The sequence below is a fragment of the Methylobacterium platani genome, from assembly GCF_001653715.1.
In the GTDB taxonomy this organism is placed as follows: domain Bacteria; phylum Pseudomonadota; class Alphaproteobacteria; order Rhizobiales; family Beijerinckiaceae; genus Methylobacterium; species Methylobacterium platani.
Map to the genome: position 1 here is coordinate 24,208 of NZ_LWHQ01000018.1, position 24,836 is coordinate 49,043.

Consider the following 24,836-nt stretch of genomic DNA (forward strand, 5'->3'; position numbering starts at 1 on the left):
GACAGGGAGTTAAGCACCGGGCCGATGCGCGGTCCAGGCCGCAGGTGTGCAGGCGCGAAGGCAGGCCGTTATATGGCCGACAGGCCCGGCACGGCGGGCGGCAGGACCAGGGACGCACCCGATGCCCGAGATCGACATCGACCACTTGCGCGGCTGGATCGGCCGCACCCGGGAGGTCGAGGACTTCGTGACGCCGCGCCTTGTGGCCGAGTACCGGGCGACGCTCGCCCCCCGGCTCGCCCCGGTGGCCTCGGGCGAGGCGCCGCTGGCGCTCCACTGGTGCCTCGCCCCCGAGACCCCGGCCGCCGAGACGCTGGGCCCCGACGGCCACGCGGCGAAGGGCGGGTTCCTGCCGCCGGTGCCGCTGCCGCGGCGGATGTGGGCCGGCGGCGAGGTCGAGACCCTCGCCCCCCTGCGCGTCGGCGACCGGGTGGTGCGGCGCGAGACCGTCGCCGACCTGGCGGTCAAGACCGGGCGCACCGGCACGCTCTGCTTCGTCACCGTCCGGCACGAGTACGAGACGCCGCGCGGGATCGCGATCCGCGACCGGCAGGACATCGTCTACCGCGAGGCGAGCCGGCCGGGCGACGCCGCGCCGGCGCAAAAGCCGGTGCCCGCCGGGGACGAGGCCGCGTGGTCGGTCGAGGCGAATCCGGTGCTGCTGTTCCGCTACTCGGCCATGACCTTCAACGGTCACCGCTTCCACTACGACCACCCCTACGCGACGCAGGTCGAGGGCTATGCCGGCCTGGTGGTGCACGGGCCGATGCAGGCGAGCCTGCTCCTCAACCTCGCCGCCAGCCGTCTCGGCCGGGTGCCGGCTCGGTTCCGCTATCGCGGCGTCGCGCCGATGATCGCCGGATCGCGCTTCGCGGTGGCGGGACAGCGCGAGGGGGAGGGGTTCCGCGCCTGGACGGCGATCGACGGCCGCGTCCACATGGAGGCGGAAGCCGAGGCTTGAGGATGGAGGCGGAGGCCGAGCCTTGAGGATGGAGGCGGAGGGTTAGGCGATCGGCGCATTGCGCCGGCGGACCCGAACTGTCAGCCTGACGACCAAACCCGAGAACAACGACGAGGAAACGCCATGCTCACCCTGACCCGCCGCGCCCTCGCGGCCGGTACCGCCCTCATGCTCCTGTCGGGGGCGGCGCTGGCGCAGGCGCCGATCGTGATCAAGTTCAGCCACGTGGTCGCGCCGGACACGCCGAAGGGCCGCGGCGCCGACAAGTTCAAGGAGCTGGCCGAGAAGTACACGGCTGGCCGGGTCAAGGTCGAGGTCTACCCGAACTCGCAGCTGTTCAAGGACAAGGAGGAGGTCGAGGCGCTGCAGCTCGGTGCGGTGCAGATGCTGGCGCCGTCGCTGGCGAAGTTCGGCCCGCTCGGCGCCAAGGAGTTCGAGGTCTTCGACCTGCCCTACATCCTGCCCGACAAGGCGGCCCTGCGCCGGGTCACCGACGGGGCGCTCGGCAAGCGCCTGTTCGACAAGCTGCAGACGAAGGGCATCACCGGGCTCGCCTACTGGGACAACGGCTTCAAGGTGATGAGCGCCAACAAGCCGTTGCGGATGCCCGCCGACTTCCGCGGTCTGAAGATGCGAATCCAGTCCTCGAAGGTGCTGGAGGCCGAGTTCCGCGCGCTCGGCGCGATCCCGCAGGTGATGGCCTTCTCGGAGGTCTACCAGGGCATGCAGACCGGCGTGGTCGACGGCTCGGAGAACACGCCCTCGAACATGTACACCCAGAAGCACCACGAGGTGCAGAAGTACATCACCTTGTCCGATCACGGCTATATCGGCTACGCGGTGATCACCAACAAGAAGTTCTGGGACGGCCTGCCGGCCGAGATCCGGGCCGAGCTCGACAAGGCGATGACGGAGGCGACGGTCTACGCCAACGAGGTCGCCGATAAGGACAATGCCGAGGCGCTCGACGAGATGAAGAAGTCGGGCAAGACCACGCTCATCACCCTGACCGCCGACGAGAAGGCGGCCTGGAAGGCGGCCCTGGAGCCGGTTACCGCCGACATGACGAAGCGCGTCGGCAAGGACGTGATCGAGGAGTTCCAGAAGGAGGCGAAGGGCGGGACGCAGTAGGCGGCCCTCCCCGGCCGGTTCCACCGATCCGACGGGCCAGAGCGCCCCGCCGTCGCGAGAGCGACGGCGGGGCGCTCTCGTATGGCGATGCCGTCACGACGTCGGAGTCCCGGAAAACTGTTTCGCCGGGAAACGATGCAACCATCGCTAGTCAATGCGGGCCGGAAACAGATCGGAATTCCCGCGCGGATCGACCTTCACAGCACTGTCGCAAACCGCTCATACAGAGTGAACACAGTCCGAAACATGCCGTAACACGGCAACCTCGCCCCACCGGCCCGACACGTCGAACGATCGCAGGCGCGCCCGGTGCCGGCGCGCGCCTTCCAGCCCTTTCAAGACCTAACAGCTTCGCGCTGAAAGGCGGCGCCCGTCTCTCGCGCCGCCGCCGTTCCCGCGCGCCCGGAGACTCTGGAACCCATGGCCACGACGCTCGTCAACGGCACCGCGATCTTCGACGCGGCGCCCTCGCTCCAGGGCCTGTCGGGCGCCACCGCCACGACGCCGCCGACGGCGACGAACGCGCTCCAGCTCGTGCGGCTCGGCGCCTACGCGACCACCAACGACGCCGCGACGTCGATCGCGCCGAACGCCGAGGTGGTGGCCTACGATTCGTCGACGAGCCGGCTCTACGTCCAGAACACCAACGAGAACCGGATCGAGATCGTCACCCTCGATGCCGCCGGCTCTCTCGCCAAGTCGGGCGAGATCCTGCTCTCCGGCCTCGAGCAGTACGGCGCGGTCAATTCGGTCGCCGTGTTCAACGGCCTCGTGGCGGTGGCGTATGCCAATGCGACCGGCGATGCGCCCGGCCGCGTCGCCCTGTTCAACGCCGCCGGCGTGCTTCAGCGCTCCCTCGCCGTCGGGGTCGGGCCCGACCAGCTGGTCTTCAACCGCGACGGCACCCGCCTCCTCGTCGCCAACGAGGGCGAGCAGGCGAGCGCCGCCAGCAACCCGGTCGGCGGCGTCTCGATCATCGACGTCTCGGCCGGGGCGGCCGGCGCCTCGGTCGTCGCGACGGTCGGGTTCGAGGGGCTGAACGGCGCCGAGGCCACCTTGCGCGCCCGCGGCCTCGCGATCACGCCCGGCAAGGCCGCGTCCGCCGACATCGAGCCGGAATACATCGCGATCTCGCCCGACAACCGCTTCGCCTACGTCACCCTGCAGGAGGTGAACGGCGTCGCGGTGATCGACCTCACCAATCCCGGCACGGCGCCGATCGCGATCCAGCCGCTCGGCGCGGTCGACCACGCGCTTCCCGGCAACGAGTTCGACGCCTCCGATCGCGACGGGGCCAATGGCGGTCCCGCGATCCGCATCGCGGCGACGCCCGCCGGCACGCCGATCTACGGCCTGCTCCAGCCCGACAGCATCGCCTCCTTCTCCACCGGCGGCGCGACCTACTTCGTGACCGCCAACGAGGGCGACCAGCGGGTGATCGGCGGCGCCGACGACGCGAACGACGTGTCGCGCCTGAGCGCGGTGCCGAACAGCCGCCTGACCCCGGCGCTCCAGCAGCTCAAGTCCGATCCGGCCTATGCCCGCCTCAACGTGCTGCTGCGCACCGGCGACACCGACGGCGACGGGGTGATCGACCGGCTCACCACGCTCGGCGGCCGCGGCATCTCGATCTTCCGCCAGAACGCCGACGGCACGATCACCAAGGTGCGCGAGACCGGCGGCGAATTCGAGAAGATCTTCGCCCGGATCGCGCCGGAACGGTTCAACAACGACCAGACCGTCGCCGCCACGCCCGACGACCGCTCCGACAACAAGGGGCCGGAGCCGGAGGGCATCACCGTCGGCACGGTCAACGGGCGCATTTACGCCTTCGTCGGCCTGGAGCGCCAGAGCGGCATCCTGGTCTACGACGTGACCGACCCGGCGAACGCCAGTTACGTCTCCTACGTGCCGCCGCTCGCCGGTTCGGCCGCGGATCTCGGCCCCGAGGTGCTGACCTTCATCCCCGCCGACCGCAACCCGACCGGCACCAACCTCGTGGTCTCGGCCAACGAGGTGGCGAATGGCGGTGCGACCCTGTACGCCGCGCTGCCGCAGGGCACGATGCAGGAGATCTCCTTCGCGCCCGGTTCGCTCAAGCTCAGCCGGTCCGAGGGCGACAGCGGCACCACGACCTTCAGCTTCACGGTCCAGCGCTCGAACGGCACGCTCGGCGCCGTCGCCTTCACGGCCGAGCTGACCGGCACCGGCACGAACCCGGCCAACCCGGCCGACTTCGCCGGCAGCCCGGCTCTGCCGCTGACCCTCGCCGGCACGATCCCGGCCGGCGCATCGTCGGCGGTGGTCACCGTCACCGTGCAGGGCGACGCGGTGCCGGAGGCGAACGAGACCTTCGCGCTGAAGCTCCTCGGCGCCGGCTCGGACCAGGCCGGCATCACCGCCAGCGTGAGCGCGAGCAACGCCACCGCCACCGGCACCATCGTCAACGACGACGTCACCCTGATCTCGGCGGTGCAGGGCACCGGCGGCGCGAGCCCGCTCGTCGGCCGGACGGTCACGATCGAGGCGATCGTCGTCGGCGACTTCCAGAACGGCGACGCGGACGGCAAGCGCAACCTCGGCGGCTTCACCCTCCAGGAGGAGAAGGCCGACCAGGACGGCAACCCGCTGACCTCGGAGGGCGTGTTCGTCTACGAGGGCACCGGCAACCGCCTCGTCGACGTCGCCGAGGGCGACCGGGTCCGGGTCACCGGCACGGTCACCGAGTTCAACGGCGAGACGCAGCTCACCGTCAACGCCGCCTCCGGCATCCAGGTCGTCCAGGCCGGCGCGCTCTCGGCCGCCGAGGTCAAGGCGCAGGCCGTCGACGTGACCCTGCCGGCGGCCGGGGTCGTCGGCACCGGCACCGCGGCGCAGCCCGATCTCGAGCGCTACGAGGGCATGCTGGTCCGGTTCCCGCAGACCCTGGCGATCTCGGAGCAATTCAACCTCGACCGCTTCGACGAGATCCGCCTCGCGGCGGGCGGGCGGCCCGAGACCTTCACCAACGAGTTCGAGCCGAATTCCCAAGCCTACGCCGCGTATCTGGCCCAGACCACCGCCCGCTCGATCACCTACGACGACGGGTCGAACAGCCAGAACCTTCCGGTCGAGAATCTCGACGGGCTCGGCCCGACCTATTCCACCGCCACGGCGCCCCGCATGGGCGATACCGTGACGGGTCTCACCGGCACCCTCGGCTTCGGCCCGACCAACGCCTTCCGCGTCCGGTCGATCGAGGACGGCGCGAACACCTTCACCAGGGCCAACCCGCGGCCCGCGGCCCCGGACCCGGTCGGCGGCACGCTGAAGGTCGGCAGCCTCAACGTCCTCAACTACTTCACGACGCTCGCCGCCTCGTCGAGCACGACGACGGCGATCGGCCAGCAGCCCCGCGGCGCCAACACGAGCGAGGAGCTTGCGCGCCAGACCGAGAAGCTCGTCACCACGCTGATCGGCACCGGCGCCGACGTGCTCGGCCTGACCGAGCTCGAGAACCAGTTCCAGCCGGGCAACCCGGGCAACGCGCTCGAATACCTCGTCGGCCAGCTCAACGCCCGGGCCGGGGCCGGCACCTACGCCTACGTCAACCCGGGCAACCAGCTCGACCGGGGCCAGTTCCTCGGCGGCGACGCCATCGCGGTCGGCTTCATCTACAAGCCGGGCAAGGTCGGCGTCGCGCTCAACACCACGATCGAGACGCTCGACGACGCGGACGTGGCGCGGATCGATCCGGCGCTGCTGCAGCAGAGCACGATCGGCCACGTCTTCAACGGGGCGAATACCAGCCGCGCGTCCCTGGCGGTGACGTTCCGGGAGAACGCCACGGGCGAGGACTTCACGGCGGTGATCAACCACCTGAAGTCGAAGGGCGGCACCGGCACCGGGGCCGATGCCGACCAGGGCGACGGCCAGGGTGCCTGGCAGCAGCAGCGCGAGCTCGCCGCCCAGGCGCTCACCCGGTGGGTGGCGACGAGGCCGACCGGCACGCAGGATTCCGACGTGATCCTGCTCGGCGACTTCAACGCCTACCTCAAGGAGGACGCGCTCGACCTCATCAAGGCCGGCGGCTTCACCAACCTCGCCGAGGACCGCCTCGCCGACCCGTATTCCTACGTCTTCGACGGGGCCTACGGCGCCCTCGACCACGCCTTCGCCAACGGCAGCCTCAACGGCCAGGTGACCGGCGTGACCGAGTGGCACGTCAACGCCGACGAGGCCGACGCGATCGACTACAACCTCGATTTCAACCGGCCCGCCTCGTATTTCGACGGCCGGGTCGCCGCCCGCGAATCCGACCACGACCCGGTACTGGTCGGCCTCAAGCTCGACCAGACCGCCCCGACCCTCGTCGCCGCCTCGCCCGCCGACGACGCCACCGGGATCGCCCCGGGCGCCGACCTCACCTTGCGCTTCAGCGAGGCGGTGAAGGCCGGCACCGGTGCGATCACGCTCACCGACGGGGCGGGCGACACCCGCACCATCGCTGTCTCCGACGCCACGCAGGTCGCGATCTCGGGCGACGTCGTCACGATCAACCCGAGCGCCAATCTCAAGGCCGGCACCGCCTACGACGTGATCGTGCCGAAGGGCGCCTTCACCGACACGGCCGGCAACGCCTTCGCGGGCCTCGCGCAGGACCAGCTCGACTTCACCACCCAGCAGGCCGCCCCGATGACCTACACGCTCCAGATCCTGCACGCCTCGGACTGGGAGGCCGGCCTGCTGGCGACCCAGCGCGCCCCGAACTTCGCGGCGATCGTCGACAAGCTCGAGGATGCGACCCCGAACTCGATCACGCTCTCGACCGGCGACGGCTGGATCCCGAGCCCGTTCTTCATCGCCGGCGCCGACCCGCAGCTGAACGCGACCTATAACGGCGTCTACAACCAGCTCTACGGGCTGTCGGGCGCCAATGCCTACAACCGGCTCACCGCCTCGCCGGGCCGGGCCGACATCACGATCCAGAACATCATCGGCGTCCAGGCCGCGGTGTTCGGCAACCACGAGTTCGACTCAGGCCCCAACGAGGTCGCCAACATCATCGGCGCCAATCTCGGCTCCGCGGCGGGTGCGTCCGACGACACCTGGGTCGGGTCGCAATTCCCCTACCTGTCCACCAACCTGAACTTCTCCCGCGACTCGGCGCTGTCCGGCCTCGTCCACCGGGACGGCGACGACGCCACCTTCGCGCAGACCGGCCCGACCTCGACCCAGACCGGCACCGGCGCCGACAAGATCGCCAAGTCGACGATCATCGTCGAGAACGGCGAGAAGATCGCCTTCATCGGCGCCACCACCCAGCTCGAGCCGCTGCTGACCACCCTCGGCAACGTGACGCTCGACGGTTTCACCGGCCGCGACGAGATCGCGCTGCTCGCCCAGCAGATCAACGCCGAGGTCGACCGGGTGCTGGCGGCCAATCCCGGCCTCAACAAGGTGATCGTCGGCACGCACCTGCAGCAGCTCGCCAACGAGCAGGCGCTGGCCCCGCTCCTGCGCAACGTCGACGTGCTGATCGGCGGCGGCTCGCACACCCTGCTCTCCGACTCGAACGACCGGCTCCTGCCGGGCGACGTCTCGGGCGGGGCCTACCCCCAGTTCTTCACCAACGCCTCGGGCCAGACCCTGGCGCTGGTCAACACCGCCTCCGAGTACTCGTATGTCGGCCGCCTGACCGTCACCTTCGACGACCAGGGCAACATCATCCGCGACTCGATCACGCCGCAGAATTCCGGCGCCGTCGCGGTCGACGACACCAGCGTGGCGCAGCTCTGGGGCTCGACCGCCGCGGCCTTCGCCCCCGGCACCAAGGGCTTCCTCGCGCGTGAGATGATCGAGGGTCTCGACGTCAACAACGACGGCGTCCAGGAGACCGCCGGCGTCGCCGACATCATCCGCCAGCAGGACGGCAACATCCTCGGTCGCACCAGCGTCTACCTCGAGGGACGCCGCGGCGAGGTCCGCACCGAGGAGACCAACCTCGGCGACCTCTCGGCGGATGCCAACCTCTGGTACGCCAAGCAGTACGATTCCTCGGTCGCGGTCTCGATCAAGAACGGCGGCGGCCTGCGCGACTCGATCGGCTCGTTCTCGACCGCCGGCGGCGGGACCGCCGAGCTGCCCCCGGCGGCGAACCCGTCCGCGGGCAAGCAGGCGGGCGACATCTCGCAGCTCGACGTCACCAACTCGCTGCGCTTCAACAACGCGCTCGCCGTCACCACGGTCTCGGCGCTGGAGATGAAGCGGATCCTGGAGCACGCGGTCTCGGCGACCGCCGCCGGCGCGACCCCGGGCCAGTTCCCGCAGATCGGCGGCCTGAGCTTCTCCTTCGACGCCACCCGGACCTCGCAGACCCTCGACGCCAACGGCTCCGTCACCCGCGAGGGCCAGCGGATCCTCAACGCGGCGATCGTCGACGAGGCCGGCCGGATCGTCGACACGCTGGTGCAGAACGGCCAGATCGTCGGCGACCCGAATCGCGGCATCCGCACCGTCACCCTCGACTTCCTGGCCACCGGCACCGCGACCGCGCCGGGCTTGGGGGGCGACAACTACCCGTTCCCGGCCTACGGCGAGAACAAGGTGGCGCTGGCCTCCGCCCGGCCGGGCGCCTCGCTGCCGAACTCCGCGACCTTCGCCGCGCAGGGCACCGAGCAGGACGCGCTGGCCGAGTACCTGCGCGCCTTCACCACCAAGACCCCCTACGGCACCGCCGATACGACGCCGGCCGGCGATACCCGGATCCAGAACCTCGCCGCGCGCGGCGACACGGTGCTCGACCGCGGGATCAGCCGGACCGGCACCGACGGCAACGACGTTCTGACCGGCACGGCCTTCGACGACCTGATCAGCGGCGGCGCCGGCGACGACGTCATCGTCAACTCGCCCGGCAACGACATCCTGCTCGGCGGCCGGTCCCTCACCGGCCCGACCGGCAACGACACCCTGGTGTTCAACTCCCGCCTCGCCGACACCACCGTGACCCGCGACGGCGCCTACACGCTGATCGTCGGGCCGGAGGGCCAGGACCGGGTCACCGGGTTCGAGCGCTACCTGTTCAGCGACGCGACGGTGGTGACCGGCGACGGCGCGCCGCTGGTCGACGACCTGTTCTACCTCGCCGGCAACAAGGACGTGCTCGCCGCCGGCCAGGACGCCGACGCCCACTACGCGACCTACGGATGGAAGGAGGGCCGCGATCCGAACGCGCTGTTCTCCACCTCCGGCTACCTCGCCGCCAACCCGGACGTGCGCGCCGCCGGCATCGATCCGCTCCAGCATTACGACCAGTACGGCTGGAAGGAGGGCCGCGACCCGTCGGCGCGTTTCGACAACGAGCTCTACCTCGCCCGCAACGCGGACGTGAAGGCGGCAGGCATCGATCCGCTCAAGCACTACATCGAGTACGGCCAGGGCGAGGGCCGCGCGATCTCCGATGCGATCGGCCGCACCCCCGACCTCGCCGTGCATCCGGGTTTCGACGCCGAGTACTACCTGCTGTCGAACCCCGACGTGGCCCGCGCCGCGAGCGCGGCGGGGGGAGACACCTACGCCTTCGCCTACCAGCACTACCGGACCTACGGCTGGAAGGAGGGGCGCAACCCGAACGCGGTGTTCGACACCAAGGGCTACCTCGACGCCTACGGGGACGTGAAGGCGGCGGGCATCGACCCGCTGATGCACTACGACCAGTACGGCTGGAAGGAGGGCCGCGATCCCTCGATGGGCTTCGACACCACGGCGTATCTCGGGGCCTACGGCGACGTGGCGCAGGCCAGGATCGACCCGATGCAGCACTACCTGCAATACGGCGCGGTCGAGGGCCGCGAGCGCTTCGGCGACACCACCTTCGGCGCCGGCAACATCGGGTAGCAGGGGAGGCTCTCTCTCCGGACGCTCTCCACCCATGAGACAGGCCCGCGCGGCACCCGCCGCACGGGCCTGTCCCGTTTCGGGTCGCCGTCGGTCAGGCCGCGGCGCGGTCGTGGCGGCCCTCCTGCACCTCCTCGATGATCTTGGCCGAGAAGGCGTCGAGGTCGCCCGGGTTGCGGCTCGTGACGATGCCCTTGTCGGTCACCACCGGCAGGTCGTGCCACTCGGCGCCGGCGTTGATCACGTCGGTCTTGATCGAGGCGAACGAGGTCATCTTGCGGCCCTTGGCGGCGCCGACCTCGACCAGCAGCCAGGGCGCGTGGCAGATCGCGGCGACGACCTTGCCGCCGGCAAGGAAGCTGCGCAGGATCTCCAGCGCCTTCGGCTCCAGGCGCAGCTTGTCCGGGTTGATCTGGCCGCCCGGCAGCACCAGGGCGTCGTAGGCGGCCGGGTCGATGTTCTCGATGTCGGCGTCGACCGTCACCGGGCGGCCCCAGTCGGTCTCGTCCCAGCCGCGGATGCTGTCGGGCTTCTGCCGCGATTGCGGGGCGGCGACGGTGACCTGGGCGCCGGCCTCGGCGAGCCTCGCCTTCGGCACCTCGAGCTCGGCCTGCTCGAAGCCGTCGGTCGCCATGATGAGGATCCTGGCCGTCTTGATGCTGGGCACGGGAGCGTTCTCCGAGAGAGCATGAGATGCCCGGCAACGACCCTGGGTCAGGCCGGTTCCGAGGGCCTGCCGCGACGGAACCGCCCCAGGCCGGGCCGGTTGAATCCCCACGATCCCATCCCCAGAGGAGGCACGACATGGCCGATCTCGACTTGGCCGATCTCGGCTTGGCCAATCCAGGCCTGCCCGGCCACGAGCCGAACCCGGGCGGCGGCATCCCGGGCGACATCCCGCCGCCGGTCGCTCCCGACGAGCTGCCCGATACCGGCCCGACCGGGCCGCGCTCGCCCTACCCGGTCAACGATCCCGGCATCACCGATCCGACCGGGCCGGGCTCCGAGCCGGATTACCTGCCGGGCGGCCCGGCCAATCCCGGCACGCGGTTCTAGAACGACGAAAGGGCGCCCTCCGGGGCGCCCTTTCTCGTTGGCGACGATCGCAAGCGCGGATCAGTGCCCGCCATGCGAGCTGCGCACGTCGCGGGGCGCGTTGAGGATCTCGTTGAGGGAGGCGGCGACGTGCCGCGCCTCCTCGTCGGTCAGGCGGAGCTGGAACGGCGGCAGCCCGCCGGCCTGGAGCGCCACCACGGCCTGGCCCTGCTCGTCGGTGCCGACCTCGATCGCCGGGGAGGTCACGTCGAGCATCGCCGACTCGTCGTCGCCGAGCTCGTCCGCCTCGCCCTCGTCCGGCTCGTGCATGACCGTGAGGAGCTGGCCCACCGCGCGCACGAGGGCGCGGGCCGCGCTGGCATCCATGATGACCGCGGTGGCCTGATCGTCCTTCTGGAACGAGAGCTGGATGTTGGAACCTTCGAGGGAAACCGAGATACCCGCCATGGAGCGTCCGACACTGTACGATGTCGCCCCTATATGGGAGCAATCTGCCGGACGCGACAGGGAATTCCACGCAGGGCCGTCCCGCAGCGGCCGAAACGCCCCGGCGTCGCGGGCGTTGACCGGTCATCATGGGCGCAGCGCGCGCCCCGGACGGAGCGGATGACGCCGATGGCCGCACGCAAGACCACCACCGAGGCCCAGAAGGGCACGATCGCCCGGGTGATGCACGAGTTCAAGGAGGGCGAGCTGGAGCGCAACGACGGCGAGCCGGTGACCGACCGCCGGCAGGCGATCGCCATCGCGCTGCGCGAGGCCGGCGCCTCGGACCGGGAGAGCCCGGCCGACAACCGGTCGAACTTCCGCCGCACCCGGGCCAAGGAGCGCGACACGCGGTCCCATGCGACCCGCGCCGCGCTCTACGACGAGGCGAAGCGCCGCGACATCAAGGGCCGCTCGCGCATGAGCCGGGGCGAACTGGAACAGGCCCTCAACCGTTGAGCGCGATCATTCCCCCGGAGCACCGCATGACCTCGAAGCAGCCCAAGACCACCACGCCGACCGACGCCGACCTGAAGGGCAATCCCGGCATCGGCACCTCGAAGGGCATGACGATGTCCGGCGGCGACCCGGAGGACCTGGCCGGGGCCAACACCGACGAGGGCGACGTGGCGAACGACACCACGGCGCAGGGCGGGATCGATCCCAACCAGCGCGGGCGCACGAACCGCTGACACGCGGACGACGCGCGTCGATGATGGCCGCCCTGCCTTGTTCCGGACAGACTGGCTTCCTACATGGGTGTCAGCGGCAACGGGCGGGCGGCCTCGGGCGACGGGTCCCGAGAGGGATTTCCGAGCCCACCACACGAAGCCCCCGACCGGACAATTGGCGCCGTCGCGCCGTGCTGCCCTCGTGCGAGGGCCGTCCGCTGCGACTTCTAACGAGACGAGGACGACCGCGTGAATACTGGTACTGTCAAGTGGTTCAACGACCAGAAGGGCTTCGGCTTCATCCAGCCGGATAACGGGGGCAAGGACGTGTTCGTCCACATCTCCGCGGTGGAGCGGGCCGGCCTGCGCGGCCTCGTCGAAGGCCAGAAGGTCTCGTACGAGCTGCAGGCCGACCGGCGCGACAGCACGAAGATGTCGGCCGTGAACCTGCAGGTCGCCTGAAGGCGGCCTTCCGGCCCGGGTTTACGTGGCCTTAACGATAATCCCGTTAAGATTACGGAACCTCGGCCGCACTGGAGCGTTGTGAGCCTGCGGGCTCGCCACGGCTCCGCCGGCGGCCGCATGGCCGCCTGCCACGCACAGTCGCTCCGCTCAGGAGCGGCGCAACGATAGAAGAAAAGACATCATGTTGTTCGAGTTCACCCGGCGCGACGGCGCGCCGACCGTCTTCAACGACGGTTCTACCTTTCATGTCGACCAGATCAGCCGTTTCGGCGAGGGCAGAAGCCCGATCGACGTCAGCCATTTGATCGACAAGAGCTACGGCTATCACTCGTCCCGCGAGCTGCGCTGGCACCTCGCCGAGCGCTTCGGCCTGACGCCGAACGCCGTGGCCCTTCGCGAATCCCACTGAGGTCTCGCGAGGTCACCCAGACCGCCGTCATCGTACGAGGCGGGCCGCGCGTGAGCGCGGACCCGCCTTTGTCGTGTCCGGACGGTCCTCAGCCCACCCGCAGCAGCCCGGCCAGGGCCGCGACGTCACCCGGATTGTCCGACAGGAGCGCGTCGATCTCGCCGTTGGCGAGCGCCCGGACGTGGCGGCAATCGGGGCGGAACCGTGCCCCGGCGCAGGAGCAGCGCAGGCGCAGGCCGTCGCGGCCCTCGACCAGCCGCACGTCGTAGGGGGTGCCCGTGCTGCCCCGGACGACGAAGTGCAGGACCGGCGCGCGGGCTCGGCTCGGCGCCACCCCCCGCAGGGCCCTCGCGGCGATGCCGTCCGGCGCACGGGCGCCCTCCCCGGCCCGGTCCCGGGCGAGGCCGAGGCGGCGGGCGAGACTGGCGATGTCGGGCGCGCCCGCCTCCCGCATCACCGCGAGCGCGATCTCCGCACAGGCATAGGCGTCCTCGCCGGCATCGTGGTGGCGAAACGTCACGCCGACGCGGGCGGCGAGCGAGGAGAGCCGGTAGGTGCCCTGCCCCTGCCCGCCCTCCCCGGGCCAGTGCCGCCGGGCGAGCTGCACCGTGCAGAGCGAGGCGTAGGCTGGCTGCGGCAGCCCGTAGGCGCGCAACGTCGCCGCGAGGACGCCGACATCGAAGCTCGCGTTGTGGGCGAGCACGAGGCTGCCGGCGATCTCCGGCAGGAACGGCGCCATCGCCTCCGGGAAGCTCGGGGCCCGCTCCACGTCCCGCGGCCGGATGCCGTGGACCCGGATGTTGCCCGGCGAGAAGCGCATCTCGGCCGGGCGGATCAGCCGCGTCTCCCGTCTTACCACGCGGCCGCCCTCGATCCAGGCGAGGCCGACCGCGCAGGGGCTGTCGCGGCGCTCGTTGGCGGTCTCGAAGTCGATCGCGAGGGTGCGGAGGCCGGTCATGCCGGCCCTGTTCCGCGAGAAGGCGCCGTTTTTCAGGCGGCGGCCACCATCGCGAGCCACTCCTCCTCCGAGATCACCCTGACCCCGTGCTTCTCGGCATCCTTGAGCTTGCTGCCGGCGCCGGGCCCGGCCACCACGAGGTCGGTCTTCGCCGAGACCGAGCCCGAGACCTTGGCGCCGAGGCGCTCGGCCGTCGCCTTGGCCTCGCTGCGGGTCATCCTCTCCAGGCTGCCGGTGAACACCACGGTCTTGCCGCCGAACGCCGCTCCCTGCGCCGGCGCCGCCGCCCGCTCGGTCTCGACCTCGGCGAGCAGCGCCTCCACCGCCGCGACGTTGTGCGCCTCGGAGAAGAACTGGATCAGCGAGGCGGTGGTCACCGCACCGATCTCGCCGTCGTCGGCGAGCGCCCGGTAGGCGTCGCCCGGGACCTGGGCGGCGGCCCGCTCCACCGCCGCCCGCACGCCGGCCGGGTCGCCGTAGGCCTCGACCAGGGCGGCGCGCTGGGGCGCCGACAGGCGCGCGACGGTGCCGCCGGCCAGCAGGTCGGCCTCGGGCGCCTCGGCCGCCGCGGCGACGAGCCGGTCGCGGGTGGTGGCGCCGACGCGGTCCAGGGTTTCGAGCGCGATCCAGTCCGGCCCGGGCTGGCAGGCGGCGGCCGCCGCGACGCCCGCCATCAGGGCCGGCATGTCGGGGAAATGCTTGGCCAGCGCCTTGGCGGTCGCATCGCCGACCTGCTCGATGCCGAGCGCGAAGATGAACCGGTTGAGCGGGATGTGTCGGCGCGCCTCGACCCCGGCGAGCAGGTTCTTGATCGCCTTGTCCTCGTCGTCCTTCTTCTTCCCCGCCTTCTTGACCTCCTTGCCGGCGGCGAGCGCCCGCTCGGCCGAGAGCGTCTGGCGCCGCGCCACCACGGCGGCCTTCAGGGGCTCGAAGTCGAGCCGGAACAGGTCGGCGGGCTGGCGCACCAGGCCGGCCTCGAACAGGGTCTCGATGTAGGTCTCGCCGAAGCCCTCGATGTCGAAGGCGTTGCGCGAGACGAAGTGCTTCAGCCGCTCCTGCCCTTGCGCCGGGCAGATCAGCCCGCCGGTGCAGCGGCGCACCGCGTCGAGCTTGCCCGTGCGGGGGTTGAGGCCGCGCACCGCGTGGCTGCCGCAGGCCGGGCAGGTCTCGGGGAAGCGGTAGGGCACGGCATCCGCGGGCCGGCGCTCCAGCACCACGTCGGCGACCTTCGGGATCACGTCGCCGGCGCGCAGCACCACCACGGTGTCGCCGACGCGGACGTCCGAGCCCTGCGCGAGGTCGGCGCCTTCCCGCAAGGACTGGCCGTGCCAGACCGGAACGCCGCTGCGGATCGGCTGGCCGTCGGCATCGACGCCGTGGACGTAGTCCTCGTTGTGGAGCGTGGCGTTCGACACCACGACGCCGCCGACCGTCACCGGCTTCAGGCGCGCCAGCGGGTTGAGCGAGCCGGTACGCCCGACATTGATGTCGATCGCCTCGACCACGGTCGTGGCGCGCTGGGCCGGGAACTTGTGGGCGAGCGCCCAGCGCGGGGCACGCGCCACGAAGCCGAGGCGGCGCTGCAGCGCGAACGAGTCCACCTTGTAGACGACGCCGTCGATGTCGTAGCCGAGATCGGCGCGACCGGCCTCGATCGCGCGGTAATGCGCCAGCATCTCGGAGGCGCCGCTGCACAGGACCGTCAACGGGTTCACCGGCAGGCCCCAGTCCCGGAACGCCTCGATCATCTCGTACTGACTGTCCGCCGGCTGGTCGGACATCTCGCCGGCGGCGTAGGCGAAGAACCGCAGCGGCCGCGAGGCGGTGATGCCGGCATCGAGCTGGCGCAGCGAGCCGGCGGCGGCGTTGCGCGGGTTGGCGAAGAGCGGCTTGCCGGCCGCCTCCTGGCGCGCGTTGATGCCGGCGAAATCGGCGTGCGACAGGTAGACCTCGCCGCGAATTTCGCAGATCGCCGGCCAGTCCGTGCCCGCCAGCACCTCGGGAATCTCCCGGATGGTGCGCACGTTGGCGGTCACGTCCTCGCCGACCTCGCCGTCGCCCCGCGTCGCCGCGGTGACGAGGCGGCCCCCCTCGTAGCGGAGCGACAGCGACAGCCCGTCGATCTTCGGCTCGGCCGTGAAGGCGACCGGGTCGGTCGCGGCCAGGCCGAGGAAGCGGCGGACGCGCTCGACGAAGTCGCCGATCTCCTCGTCCGAGAAGGCGTTGCCGAGCGACAGCATCGGCACGGCGTGCCGCACCTTGGCGAACTTGTCCGACGCCTTGGCGCCGACGCTGGCCGAGGCCTCGCCGGTGCCGGCGAGATCGGGAAACCGCGCCTCGATCGCCTCGAGCCGGCGCCGCAGGGCATCGTACTCGGCATCCGAGATCGTCGGCGCATCCTCGCCGTGATAGCGCCGGTCATGCTCCGCGATCTCCGCCGAGAGGGCGGCGTGGAGGCTCTGCGCGCTCTTGGGGTCGAGGTCGTCGAGGGCGGGGTCGCGGGTCGGGGGCATGGACGCTCGTGACGTGGACGGTGTTCGGGCGTGATCTCGGGCGCCCGGCGTCGGAGCGGCGGGCGCGGGTCTCCGTGTGTCGTGCCTGATGAAATCTCCCATTTCGTTAACTGTGGCGCCACCCTGGCTCTGTACATACATTTGTGTGCATCATGGGCGGGAGCAGCCTGTGCCGGTGGTCAGGATCGAGTGGGACGATGGCAATCGCGAGAAATGCCAGAAGCATGGTGTCTCGATCGCGGAGATCGAGGACGCCTTGCGTGGGCGGCCACGGATCGCGCCCGATCTGAAGCATTCGGCGACGGAGCACCGCCTGATTGCCATCGGACGTACGCCCGCCGGTCGATCGATCTTCGTTGCCTTCACGATCAGGCAGTATGGCGATGAGACATCGATCCGTCCGATCAGCGCTCGCTACATGCACCGTAAGGAGGTTGCATCCTATGAGCATCAGGGTTCCTGAATTCGCCACCGATGAGGAGGCCGAAGCTTTTCTCGATCAGGATCTGTCCGGTCTAGATTTTTCGCAATTCAAGCCGGCCCAGTTCGAGTTCTCGCCCAAAACGGAGCGCGTCAACATGCGCTTGCCCAAAGACCTGCTCGATGCCGTCAAGGCGTCGGCCTCACGAGAGGGGATGCCGTACCAGCGGTTCATCCGCCGTGCGCTCGAACTGGCTGTGTCCCTGCCGGACGAAGCCAAGCGCGAACGTTGAGCCGCGATCTGGCGTCGACGTCAGAAAACGCGAACCGCCGAGCGTTCGATGCGCTCGCGCAACCGCGGATGCAGGCTGTCGCGGGTGGTCACGTCGACCGCGGTACCCAACCGGTCCTCGAGGAAGAGCTTGATGCCGACGAGGTCGAAGCCGCTGAACCGGCTCTCGGAATCGTAGTCGATGAAGAGATCGAGATCGCTGTCAGCTCGGGCCTCGTTCCGAACCGTCGATCCGAACAGGTAAAGCGCGGTCGCGCCCATGGCCCGCACGCTGTCGGCATGCGCCTCGAGGTGTGAGACGGCGTCGTCGCGGGTCATGCGTCCATGATAGCGCACGGCCCGACGCGAGACCACGGGCAGCCCTCATCCCACCGCCTCCCGCTTCCCGATCAGCCGCGCCTTCCACCCCAGGGCCGGCCGCTCGACGAAGCGCCAGGACAGGGCCGCCACCGCCAGCGTGAGGACCAGCGACGGCCCCAGCAGCCACCAGGCCGAGGCCGTTGGGACCAGCGCGTGCAGGCTCTGCTGCACCGGCCAGCCGTACAGGTAGGTGCCGTAGGACAGGTCGGCCCGCGGGTCGAGGGCCGGGTGGCGCACCGGCGGAGCGAGACCGAGGCAGAGCACGCCGTAGGCCTCGGCGAGGAACAGCAGCGGCGGATAGAGCGCGGTGCCGTGGACGAGCCATGCCAGGGCGACGAGGGCGAGCGCCAGCGGCCAGCTCAAGGGGGCCCGGTCGGCGTAGAGGAACAGCGCGGCGCCGGCGGCGAAGATCAGCGGCAGGCGCAGGGACGTCTCGAGGGCCTTCGGCATCTCGCCCGCCCGCAATCCCGCCGCCGCCAGCGCCACCGCGAGGCCGGCGACGAGGAGCGGGCAGAGCCAGCGCCGGCGCAGCGTCCCGAGGAGCCCCGCCGCCAGCAGGCCGAGATAGCACAGGACCTCGTATTTCAGCGTCCAGACCGTGCCCATCGGGAAGCGGAACGGATTCTCCGAAAAGACCCCCGGCAGGGCGGCGTTGCTCTTGAAGGTGGTAAGGGTGCCCTGGATGAACCGCCACAGCCCCGGATCGGACCAGTAGGCGGAGAGGGACAGGCTCGTCATCAGGCTGCCGAGGCCGAGCGCCACGGCGAGCGTCGCCGCCACCAGCCCGGGGGCGATGCGCAGCGCCCGGGCGACGACGTAGTCGCGCGCCCCCCGGCGCATCAGGCTCATGGTGACGAGGAAGCCCGAGACGGCGAAGAAGCCGTTCACCGCGTGCTCGCCCAGCGTGTAGCCGGTCAGGCGCGCCAGAGGCTCGTCGAGGACGGCGCCGGTGGTGACGCTGAAGGCGTGGGAGACCACGACGAGGAGCGCCAGCGCGAGGCGGACCGCCCCGAAGGCGTTGTGGGGCCGCGCGAGGCCGGCGGCGACGGTGCGGGTCATGCGCCGGCCTCCGGCGATCCCGCGGGGATTTCCTCGGCCAGCCCTTCCCGCGCCAGGGCGGACCGGCCTTTCCGGGCCGCCCAGGCGCCGGCGACCGAGCCGCCGTAGCGCTCGAGGCCGGAGCGGCGGAAGGCCAGGGCGGCGAGCAGCGCCTTCGCGCCGTTCTTCGCCAGCATCGCCCCCGTCGGGTCGGGCAGGCCGTACTTGCGCGAGACGTAACCCCGCGACCACGCCTGGTGCCAGCGCGAGCGGCGCACCCTCCCCCGCTCCGGCGCGCTCGACGCGCCGCGCCCGTGCAAAGCCACCGCGCCGTGGACGTGGACGAGCGCCCGGCCCGCATCGGCGATCCGGCGGCAGAGGTCGTCGTCCTCGTAGAACAGGAAGATGTTCGGGTCGAACCCGCCGAGCGACAGGAACAGATCGCGCCGCACCATCAGGCAGGCGCCGGACAGGAACGGCGCGCAGGCATCGCCCTCCGGCGGCTGGAGCTTAGCCCCCGGATTGGTGAGGTAGGGCGCGAGCAGCGAGCGCGGCTGGTAGAAGAAGCGCCCGTCCGGCTCGACGATGCGGGGCGCGAACAGCCCCGCATCCGGGTAGGCGGCGGCCGCCGCCAGCAGCGCGTCGGCCGCGCCCGGCTGGAGCTCGACGTCCGGATTGACGATCAGAGCGTACTCGGCCCGCCCCGCCGCCCAGATCCCGGCATTGTTCGCCCGGCCGTAGCCCTCGTTGCGGGGCAGCCGCAGCACCCGCGCGCCCAAGGCGGCGGCGAGGTCCGCCGAGCCGTCGCGGCTGGCATTGTCGACGACGAGCGCCGGCACGTGCTCGCGGGCGAGCGCCGCGAGGCAGGCCGGCAGGACGCCGGCACTGTCATGCGCGACGACGACCGCGACGAGACCGGGCACCGGCGCCGATCAGCCCTGCTTCTGCGGCAGGTTGAGGCGGATGTGCAGCTCGCGCAGCTGCTTGAGCCCGACCTCGGAGGGCGCGCCCATCATCAGGTCCTCGGCGCGCTGGTTCATCGGGAACAGCACCACCTCGCGGATGTTCGGCTCGTTGCAGAGCAGCATCACGATGCGGTCGACGCCCGGCGCGATGCCGCCGTGCGGCGGCGCCCCCATCTTGAGCGCGTTCAGCATGCCGCCGAACTTCTCCTCCAGAACCTCCTTCGGGTAGCCGGCGAGGCCGAAGGCCTTCTCCATCACCTCGGGGCGATGGTTGCGGATCGCGCCCGACGACAATTCGATGCCGTTGCAGACGATGTCGTACTGGAACGCCTTGATGCCGAGGATCGTCGCGTGGTCCTCCGGGTCGAGGGCCATGAAGGCGTCGTGGTCGAAGTTCGGCATCGAGAACGGGTTGTGCGAGAAATCGACCCGCTTCTCGTCCTCGTTCCACTCGTACATCGGGAAGTCGGTGATCCAGCAGAAGGCGAACTGATCCTTGTCGCACAGGGCGAGCTCGTCGCCGACGCGGATGCGGGCCTTGCCGGCGAGCCCCGCCGCCTTGGCCTCGGGCCCGGCGGAGAAGAACACCGCGTCGCCCGCCTTGAGCCCCGCCTTCGCCGCGATGGCGGCTTGCGCCGCCGCCGGCACGAACTTGGCGATCGGCCCGCGCCCGGTGAGCTGGCCGCCCTCCTCCTCGAACACGATGTAGCCGAGGCCGGGCGCGCCCTCGGAGCGGGCCCAGTCGTTGAGCTTGTCGAAGAACGAGCGCGGCTGCGACGCCGCACCCGGGGCCGGCACGGCGCGGACCACGCCGCCGGCCTTGATGGCGTTCTTGAAGGCGTTGAAGGTCACGTCCTCGCGCAGGAACTCGTCCGTCACGTCGGCGATGACGAGCGGGTTGCGCAGGTCCGGCTTGTCGACGCCGTATTTCAGCATCGCCTCGGCGTAGGGGATGCGCACGAAGCTCGGCGAGACGCGCTTGCCCTCCGCGAACTCCTCGAAGACCGAGCGCAGCACCGGCTCGACGGCCTGGAACACGTCCTCCTGGGTGACGAAGCTCATCTCGATGTCGAGCTGGTAGAACTCGCCCGGCGAGCGGTCGGCCCGGGCGTCCTCGTCGCGGAAGCAGGGTGCGATCTGGAAGTACCGGTCGAAGCCGGCGATCATGGTCAGCTGCTTGAACTGCTGCGGGGCCTGCGGCAGGGCGTAGAACTTGCCCGGATGCAGGCGCGACGGCACCAGGAAGTCGCGCGCGCCCTCCGGCGAGGAGGCGGTGAGGATCGGGGTCTGGAACTCGAAGAACCCGCCCTCGCGCATCCGCCGGCGCAGCGAATCGATGATCGCGCCGCGGCGCATGATGTTGGCGTGCAGCTTCTCGCGGCGCAGGTCGAGGAAGCGGTACTTCAGCCGCGTCTCCTCCGGGTATTCCTGGTCGCCGAAGACCGGCATCGGCAACTCGCCGGCGGCGCCGAGCACCTCGAGGTCGGTGATGTAGACCTCGACCGCGCCGGTCGGCAGTTCCGCGTTCTCGGTGCCGGCCGGCCGCTGGCGCACCCGCCCGTCGATGCGGATCACCCACTCCGAGCGCACCGCCTCCGCCGCCTTGAAGGCCGCGGAATCGGGATCGATCACGCATTGCGTGATGCCGTAATGGTCGCGCAGGTCGATGAACAGCACGCCGCCGTGGTCGCGGACGCGGTGACACCAGCCGGAGAGGCGGACGGTCGCGCCGATCTCGGACGGGCGGAGCGCCCCGCAGGTATGGGAACGATAGCGGTGCATGGGCGTGTCTTCGCTGTCCAGAATTCTTGCCAGGATCTCGGCCGTCTCGACCGGCCCTGCCGGCCGGGTGCGCGGGCGAGACGCCCACGCGAAAGCGTGCGGCACCCATTCGCGAAGGGGGTGCGCGAAGTCAAGCGCGAGGCGCTGGAACCAGGCCTGCACGGGGGCGTTCGTGCTTGTAGAACAAACATCGAACACATATATTATCCTCATGGATCAGCACAGCTTTTTCGGCTCGTTCGAGCCCCATCCGGGCGCGCTGCCCGACACCCTGCCGGACCCGCCCGGCGAGGCCTCCGTTCCGGTCGGGCCACCCGCCCCGGAGGCCCGTGCCATGCCGGCCGGCCGTCGGGCCGCGTCCGTCGAACGCCGGGATGCGTTCCTGGAACGCCAGGACGGCGCCTGGAGGGTGCTGCCGATCGAGGGCCGGTTCGAGATCGTCTACGAGGACGGCAACGGCGCCTGGAGCGTGCGCCGGCTGCAGGCGCACGAGCTCAAGATCGGGCCCGGCCGGGTGCTCGTCGGCGGCACCGACCGGGACCGGGACGGCTACCGGGGCTTTCGCGCCGACCGCATCCACCGCCTGACCGACCGCGACACCGGCGAGCGGGTCGAGCGCAACATCCTCGACTGGCTCACCCGCCGGGCGGAGGGCACGCGCCGGGCCCGGGCGGCGGCCATGCGCCGGGCGGCCGGACGGGCGGGGCGCCGGAGCGGGGCCCGCGCCGCCTGATTCCGGTGCACCGCGTCGCCCAATCCCCACAACTCACGTCGCCGGTCTCTCGCCCTCGGCGGCGGGCTCCGCTATAGCCGGACGTCATGAAGCTGATTACTTCGACGGAAGAACTCGCCTCCGCCTGCGCGCGCTTCGCCACGCAACCCTTCGTGACCGTCGACACGGAGTTCATGCGCGAGACGACCTACTACCCGAAGCTGTGCCTGATCCAGATCGCGGCGCCGGACGGCTCGACCGCGCTCGTCGATCCTCTGGCGCCGGACATCGACCTCGCGCCGTTCTTCGCGCTCATGGGCGACGAGGGCGTGCTGAAGGTCTTCCACTCGGCGCGACAGGACCTCGAGATCATCTGGCTGCTCGGCGGGCTGCTGCCGCAGCCGTTCTTCGACACCCAGGTCGCCGCGATGGTCTGCGGCTACGGCGATTCCGTGTCGTACGAGCAGCTGGTCAACGACGTCGCCAAGGCGAAGATCGACAAGTCGTCGCGCTTCACCGACTGGTCGCGCCGGCCGCTCTCGGACGCGCAGCTGAGCTACGCCCTGTCGGACGTCACCCACCTGGTCAAGGTCTACGAGGTGCTCGCCCGCGAGCTGATCGCGACCGATCGCGGCGCCTGGCTCGACGAGGAGATGGGGGTCCTCACCTCCCCCGACACCTACCGGGCCGATCCGGACCAGGCCTGGCGGCGCCTGAGCTCCCGCATGCGCAAGGCCCGCGAGATCGCGGTGCTGATGGAGGTCGCGGCCTGGCGCGAGCGGGAGGCGCAGACCCGCAACGTGCCGCGCGGGCGCATCCTGAAGGACGAGGCGGTGATCGACCTCGCCACCTCGGCCCCGCGCAACGTCGAGGCGCTCGGTCGCCTGCGCACCATTCCCGCCGGGTTCGAGCGCTCGCGCACCGGCGCCGACATTCTGGCCGCCGTCGAGCGCGGCCTGTCGCGCGATCCCTCGACCGTCCCGACGCCCGAGCGCGGCCGCGCCCGCAGCGGCGGCAACGGGGCCCTCGTCGAACTGCTCAAGGTGCTGCTCAAGGCGGTCTGCGAGGACGAGCGCGTGGCACCCAAGATCATCGCCACCGTCGACGATCTCGAAGCGCTCGCCGAGGACGATGCGGCCGACGTGCCGGTGCTGCACGGCTGGCGCCGCGGCCTGTTCGGCGAGAAGGCGCTGGCGCTCAAGGCCGGGCGCCTGGCGCTCTCGGCCGAGGGCGGGCGCGTGGTGGTGCGGGACTTGCCGAAGGAAGAATAGGCGCGAGGTGGGGAGGCGGCACTGCGGCGCCCTCTCCCGGTCCCCCGGTCTCGAGATGGTAGCGATCGTGGATCGCATCCGACGTGATCGGCTGACCTTGAAAGCAGGTTTCAGGGAACGCTGTACCTGCTGGACGCCTCAGGATGAGGTGGAAGGACAGGATATCCCTGGTCATCCAAATTTCATCGACAAAGAAATCGCTCAAACAGACCCTCAGGATGAGGCCGAGGGTTAGGGTATGTCCTGCTGCTTTCTGTTTCGTGGAAGACGACCCCGCTCGAGCAGGCTCTGATCCCGTCGAACAGGCGTCGAGAGCGGGAGCATCCCGCCCGATCGGTTCCAGGACCGGGCGCCCCTCACGCCGCCCGCACCCCGGCCAGGAACCGCCGCACCTCGGCGGCGAGATGCTCGGACTGGCGCGACAGCGCGGCGGCCGAGACCAGCACCCGGCCCGCCGCCGCACCCGTCTCCTCCGCCGCCCCGGCGACGCCGACGATGGAGGTCGTCACGGCCCCGGTCCCGGCGGCGGCCTCCGCGACGTTGCGGGCGATCTCCTGCGTCGCCGCGCCCTGCTGCTCGACCGTGGCGGCGACCGCGGCCGCGACGCCGGCGATCTCACGGATGCGCGTCCCGATTCCCGCGATGGCCGTGACCGCCTCGCCGGTCGAGCCCTGGATCCGGCCGATCTGGCCGGAGATCTCCTCGGTGGCCCGGGCGGTCTGGCCGGCGAGCTGCTTGACCTCGGCGGCGACGACCGCGAAGCCGCGTCCCGCCGCCCCGGCGCGGGCCGCCTCGATGGTAGCGTTCAGTGCGAGAAGGTTGGTCTGCTCGGCGATCGACGAGATCAGGCTCACCACGTCGCCGATGCGGCTTGCCGCCTGCGCCAGGTCCTGCACCAGCCCCGCGGTGGCGTTCGCCTCGACCACGGCGGCCTGCGCGAGGCCGGACGTGTCGGTGACCTGGCGGGCGATCTCGGACACCGAGGTCCCGAGCTCCTCGGCGGCGACCGCGACGGTGCCGACATTGGCGGCCGCCCGGTCGGCGGCGACGGCGGCGCCGCTCGAGCGGCGCGCCGTCGCGTCGGCGGTGGTGCTCATCGTCCCGGCGGTGGCCTGCAGCTCGCCCGCCGCGGCGGAGACCGTCCCGACGATGCCGCCGACCGCCTGCTCGAAGCCGTCGGCCATCTGGCGCATGCCGAGCCGGCGCTGTTCCTCGGCCGAGGCACGCGCCAGCGCGGTCTCCTCCTCCAGCCGGCGGGTGCGGATCATGCCGTCGCGGAACACCGCCAGGGCATCCGCCATGGCACCGATCTCGTCGCGCCGCCCGCTGCCGGGGATCGCCGATCCGGTGTCGCCGCCGGCCAGCCGGCGCATGGCGGCGGTCATGGCGGCGAGCGGCCCGGTGACGGCCCGGAACACCCACGCGATGCCGCCGAGGCCGAGCGCCAGGACGACGAGCAGGAGGCCGGCCT

Annotated in this window: 21 protein-coding genes; 12 read left to right on the plus strand and 9 right to left on the minus strand. The window is 71.0% G+C overall.

All coding sequences use genetic code 11. From position 1 onward, the window contains the following. Nucleotides 1-121: 121 nt before the first annotated feature. The 3 genes from A5481_RS11075 to A5481_RS11085 all read left to right on the plus strand — a co-directional run bounded on the left by A5481_RS11075 (nt 122) and on the right by A5481_RS11085 (nt 9,967). Nucleotides 122-961 (plus strand): HTD2 family dehydratase, encoded by an 840-nt coding sequence (locus tag A5481_RS11075; protein ID WP_048434796.1) that lies wholly within the window; start codon nt 122-124, stop codon nt 959-961. Nucleotides 962-1,084: 123 nt separating this feature from the next. Continuing rightward, nucleotides 1,085-2,092 carry a TRAP transporter substrate-binding protein gene (locus A5481_RS11080; RefSeq protein WP_064503949.1) on the plus strand — a complete coding sequence of 336 codons (1,008 nt, stop codon included), beginning with the start codon at nt 1,085-1,087 and terminating at the stop codon, nt 2,090-2,092. 480 nt (nt 2,093-2,572) lie between these two features. Beyond that, complete coding sequence (locus A5481_RS11085; RefSeq protein ID WP_425350166.1) at nt 2,573-9,967, plus strand: ExeM/NucH family extracellular endonuclease; 7,395 nt, start codon at nt 2,573-2,575, stop codon at nt 9,965-9,967. 94 nt (nt 9,968-10,061) lie between these two features. Here the strand turns inward: A5481_RS11085 and A5481_RS11090 are convergent, their stop codons facing one another. Next, complete coding sequence (locus A5481_RS11090) at nt 10,062-10,634, minus strand: type 1 glutamine amidotransferase domain-containing protein (protein ID WP_048434795.1); 573 nt, start codon at nt 10,632-10,634, stop codon at nt 10,062-10,064. A gap of 167 nt (nt 10,635-10,801) precedes the next feature. Between A5481_RS11090 and A5481_RS11095 the strand changes: the two genes are divergently transcribed. Further along, the gene (locus A5481_RS11095) at nt 10,802-11,023 is read left to right on the plus strand and encodes a hypothetical protein (protein WP_048434801.1); all 222 of its coding nucleotides are present in this window, start codon (nt 10,802-10,804) and stop codon (nt 11,021-11,023) included. A 60-nt stretch (nt 11,024-11,083) separates the two neighbouring features. Here A5481_RS11095 and A5481_RS11100 read toward each other — a convergent pair whose 3' ends face one another. Further along, nucleotides 11,084-11,470: a hypothetical protein gene (locus tag A5481_RS11100; RefSeq protein ID WP_048434794.1), complete on the minus strand. Its 387-nt coding sequence runs from the start codon at nt 11,468-11,470 to the stop codon at nt 11,084-11,086. Between the two features lie 168 nt (nt 11,471-11,638). On the opposite strand from A5481_RS11100, the gene A5481_RS11105 reads away from it, so the two are divergent. From A5481_RS11105 to A5481_RS11120, 4 genes are all read left to right on the plus strand, one after another. Next, entirely contained in the window at nt 11,639-11,968 is a 330-nt protein-coding gene (locus tag A5481_RS11105) for a DUF6496 domain-containing protein (protein ID WP_048434800.1), read from the plus strand. A gap of 26 nt (nt 11,969-11,994) precedes the next feature. Then, on the plus strand, nt 11,995-12,201 hold the full coding sequence (locus A5481_RS11110) for a hypothetical protein (protein ID WP_048434793.1): 207 nt from the start codon (nt 11,995-11,997) through the stop codon (nt 12,199-12,201). 228 nt (nt 12,202-12,429) lie between these two features. Beyond that, nucleotides 12,430-12,642, plus strand: coding sequence for a cold-shock protein (locus tag A5481_RS11115; protein WP_048429112.1), 213 nt, complete (start codon nt 12,430-12,432; stop codon nt 12,640-12,642). A 184-nt stretch (nt 12,643-12,826) separates the two neighbouring features. Next, on the plus strand, nt 12,827-13,054 hold the full coding sequence (locus A5481_RS11120) for a hypothetical protein (protein ID WP_048434792.1): 228 nt from the start codon (nt 12,827-12,829) through the stop codon (nt 13,052-13,054). Between the two features lie 88 nt (nt 13,055-13,142). Here the strand turns inward: A5481_RS11120 and A5481_RS11125 are convergent, their stop codons facing one another. Both A5481_RS11125 and ligA read right to left on the minus strand, forming a co-directional pair. Next, entirely contained in the window at nt 13,143-14,012 is an 870-nt protein-coding gene (locus A5481_RS11125; RefSeq protein ID WP_048434791.1) for a 3'-5' exonuclease, read from the minus strand. A gap of 32 nt (nt 14,013-14,044) precedes the next feature. Further along, nucleotides 14,045-16,525, minus strand: coding sequence for an NAD-dependent DNA ligase LigA (gene ligA / locus A5481_RS11130; RefSeq protein WP_048434790.1), 2,481 nt, complete (start codon nt 16,523-16,525; stop codon nt 14,045-14,047). A 175-nt stretch (nt 16,526-16,700) separates the two neighbouring features. Between ligA and A5481_RS11135 the strand changes: the two genes are divergently transcribed. Next, nucleotides 16,701-16,988 carry a BrnT family toxin gene (locus A5481_RS11135; protein ID WP_245238909.1) on the plus strand — a complete coding sequence of 96 codons (288 nt, stop codon included), beginning with the start codon at nt 16,701-16,703 and terminating at the stop codon, nt 16,986-16,988. Then, nucleotides 16,969-17,238, plus strand: coding sequence for a CopG family antitoxin (locus tag A5481_RS11140; protein ID WP_048434788.1), 270 nt, complete (start codon nt 16,969-16,971; stop codon nt 17,236-17,238). The genes A5481_RS11135 and A5481_RS11140 overlap by 20 nt, the downstream gene beginning before the upstream one ends. Before the next feature lie 20 nt (nt 17,239-17,258). On the opposite strand, the gene A5481_RS11145 is transcribed toward A5481_RS11140, so the two are convergent. Genes A5481_RS11145 through aspS form a run of 4 tightly spaced genes read right to left on the minus strand, consistent with a single transcriptional unit; the run spans nt 17,259 to nt 21,382 of the window. After that, nucleotides 17,259-17,555: a nucleotidyltransferase family protein gene (locus A5481_RS11145; protein WP_048434787.1), complete on the minus strand. Its 297-nt coding sequence runs from the start codon at nt 17,553-17,555 to the stop codon at nt 17,259-17,261. Between the two features lie 45 nt (nt 17,556-17,600). Next, the gene (locus tag A5481_RS11150) at nt 17,601-18,656 is read right to left on the minus strand and encodes an acyltransferase family protein (RefSeq protein ID WP_048434786.1); all 1,056 of its coding nucleotides are present in this window, start codon (nt 18,654-18,656) and stop codon (nt 17,601-17,603) included. Then, a complete protein-coding gene (locus A5481_RS11155; protein ID WP_048434785.1) occupies nt 18,653-19,558 on the minus strand; it encodes a glycosyltransferase family 2 protein in 906 nt (301 codons plus the stop codon). The genes A5481_RS11150 and A5481_RS11155 overlap by 4 nt, the downstream gene beginning before the upstream one ends. A gap of 9 nt (nt 19,559-19,567) precedes the next feature. Continuing rightward, complete coding sequence (aspS, locus tag A5481_RS11160) at nt 19,568-21,382, minus strand: aspartate--tRNA ligase (protein WP_048434784.1); 1,815 nt, start codon at nt 21,380-21,382, stop codon at nt 19,568-19,570. A 211-nt stretch (nt 21,383-21,593) separates the two neighbouring features. Between aspS and A5481_RS11165 the strand changes: the two genes are divergently transcribed. Continuing rightward, on the plus strand, nt 21,594-22,115 hold the full coding sequence (locus A5481_RS11165) for a hypothetical protein (protein WP_425339744.1): 522 nt from the start codon (nt 21,594-21,596) through the stop codon (nt 22,113-22,115). An 86-nt stretch (nt 22,116-22,201) separates the two neighbouring features. Then, nucleotides 22,202-23,365, plus strand: a complete 1,164-nt coding sequence (gene rnd / locus A5481_RS11170) for a ribonuclease D (RefSeq protein ID WP_048434783.1) — start codon at nt 22,202-22,204, stop codon at nt 23,363-23,365. Nucleotides 23,366-23,721: 356 nt separating this feature from the next. Here rnd and A5481_RS11175 read toward each other — a convergent pair. Continuing rightward, nucleotides 23,722-24,836: methyl-accepting chemotaxis protein (locus A5481_RS11175; protein ID WP_064503950.1), on the minus strand; the 1,115-nt coding region annotated here is incomplete at its 5' end.

Coding starts and splice junctions, on each gene's coding strand:
- A5481_RS11075 (WP_048434796.1), top strand. CDS start 122: ATGCCCGAGATCGACATCGACCACTTGCGCGGCTGGATCGGCCGCACC.
- A5481_RS11080 (WP_064503949.1), top strand. CDS start 1,085: ATGCTCACCCTGACCCGCCGCGCCCTCGCGGCCGGTACCGCCCTCATG.
- A5481_RS11100 (WP_048434794.1), bottom strand. CDS start 11,470: ATGGCGGGTATCTCGGTTTCCCTCGAAGGTTCCAACATCCAGCTCTCG.
- A5481_RS11105 (WP_048434800.1), top strand. CDS start 11,639: ATGGCCGCACGCAAGACCACCACCGAGGCCCAGAAGGGCACGATCGCC.
- A5481_RS11110 (WP_048434793.1), top strand. CDS start 11,995: ATGACCTCGAAGCAGCCCAAGACCACCACGCCGACCGACGCCGACCTG.
- A5481_RS11120 (WP_048434792.1), top strand. CDS start 12,827: ATGTTGTTCGAGTTCACCCGGCGCGACGGCGCGCCGACCGTCTTCAAC.
- A5481_RS11125 (WP_048434791.1), bottom strand. CDS start 14,012: ATGACCGGCCTCCGCACCCTCGCGATCGACTTCGAGACCGCCAACGAG.
- ligA (WP_048434790.1), bottom strand. CDS start 16,525: ATGCCCCCGACCCGCGACCCCGCCCTCGACGACCTCGACCCCAAGAGC.
- A5481_RS11140 (WP_048434788.1), top strand. CDS start 16,969: ATGAGCATCAGGGTTCCTGAATTCGCCACCGATGAGGAGGCCGAAGCT.
- A5481_RS11145 (WP_048434787.1), bottom strand. CDS start 17,555: ATGACCCGCGACGACGCCGTCTCACACCTCGAGGCGCATGCCGACAGC.
- A5481_RS11150 (WP_048434786.1), bottom strand. CDS start 18,656: ATGACCCGCACCGTCGCCGCCGGCCTCGCGCGGCCCCACAACGCCTTC.
- aspS (WP_048434784.1), bottom strand. CDS start 21,382: ATGCACCGCTATCGTTCCCATACCTGCGGGGCGCTCCGCCCGTCCGAG.
- A5481_RS11165 (WP_425339744.1), top strand. CDS start 21,594: ATGGATCAGCACAGCTTTTTCGGCTCGTTCGAGCCCCATCCGGGCGCG.
- rnd (WP_048434783.1), top strand. CDS start 22,202: ATGAAGCTGATTACTTCGACGGAAGAACTCGCCTCCGCCTGCGCGCGC.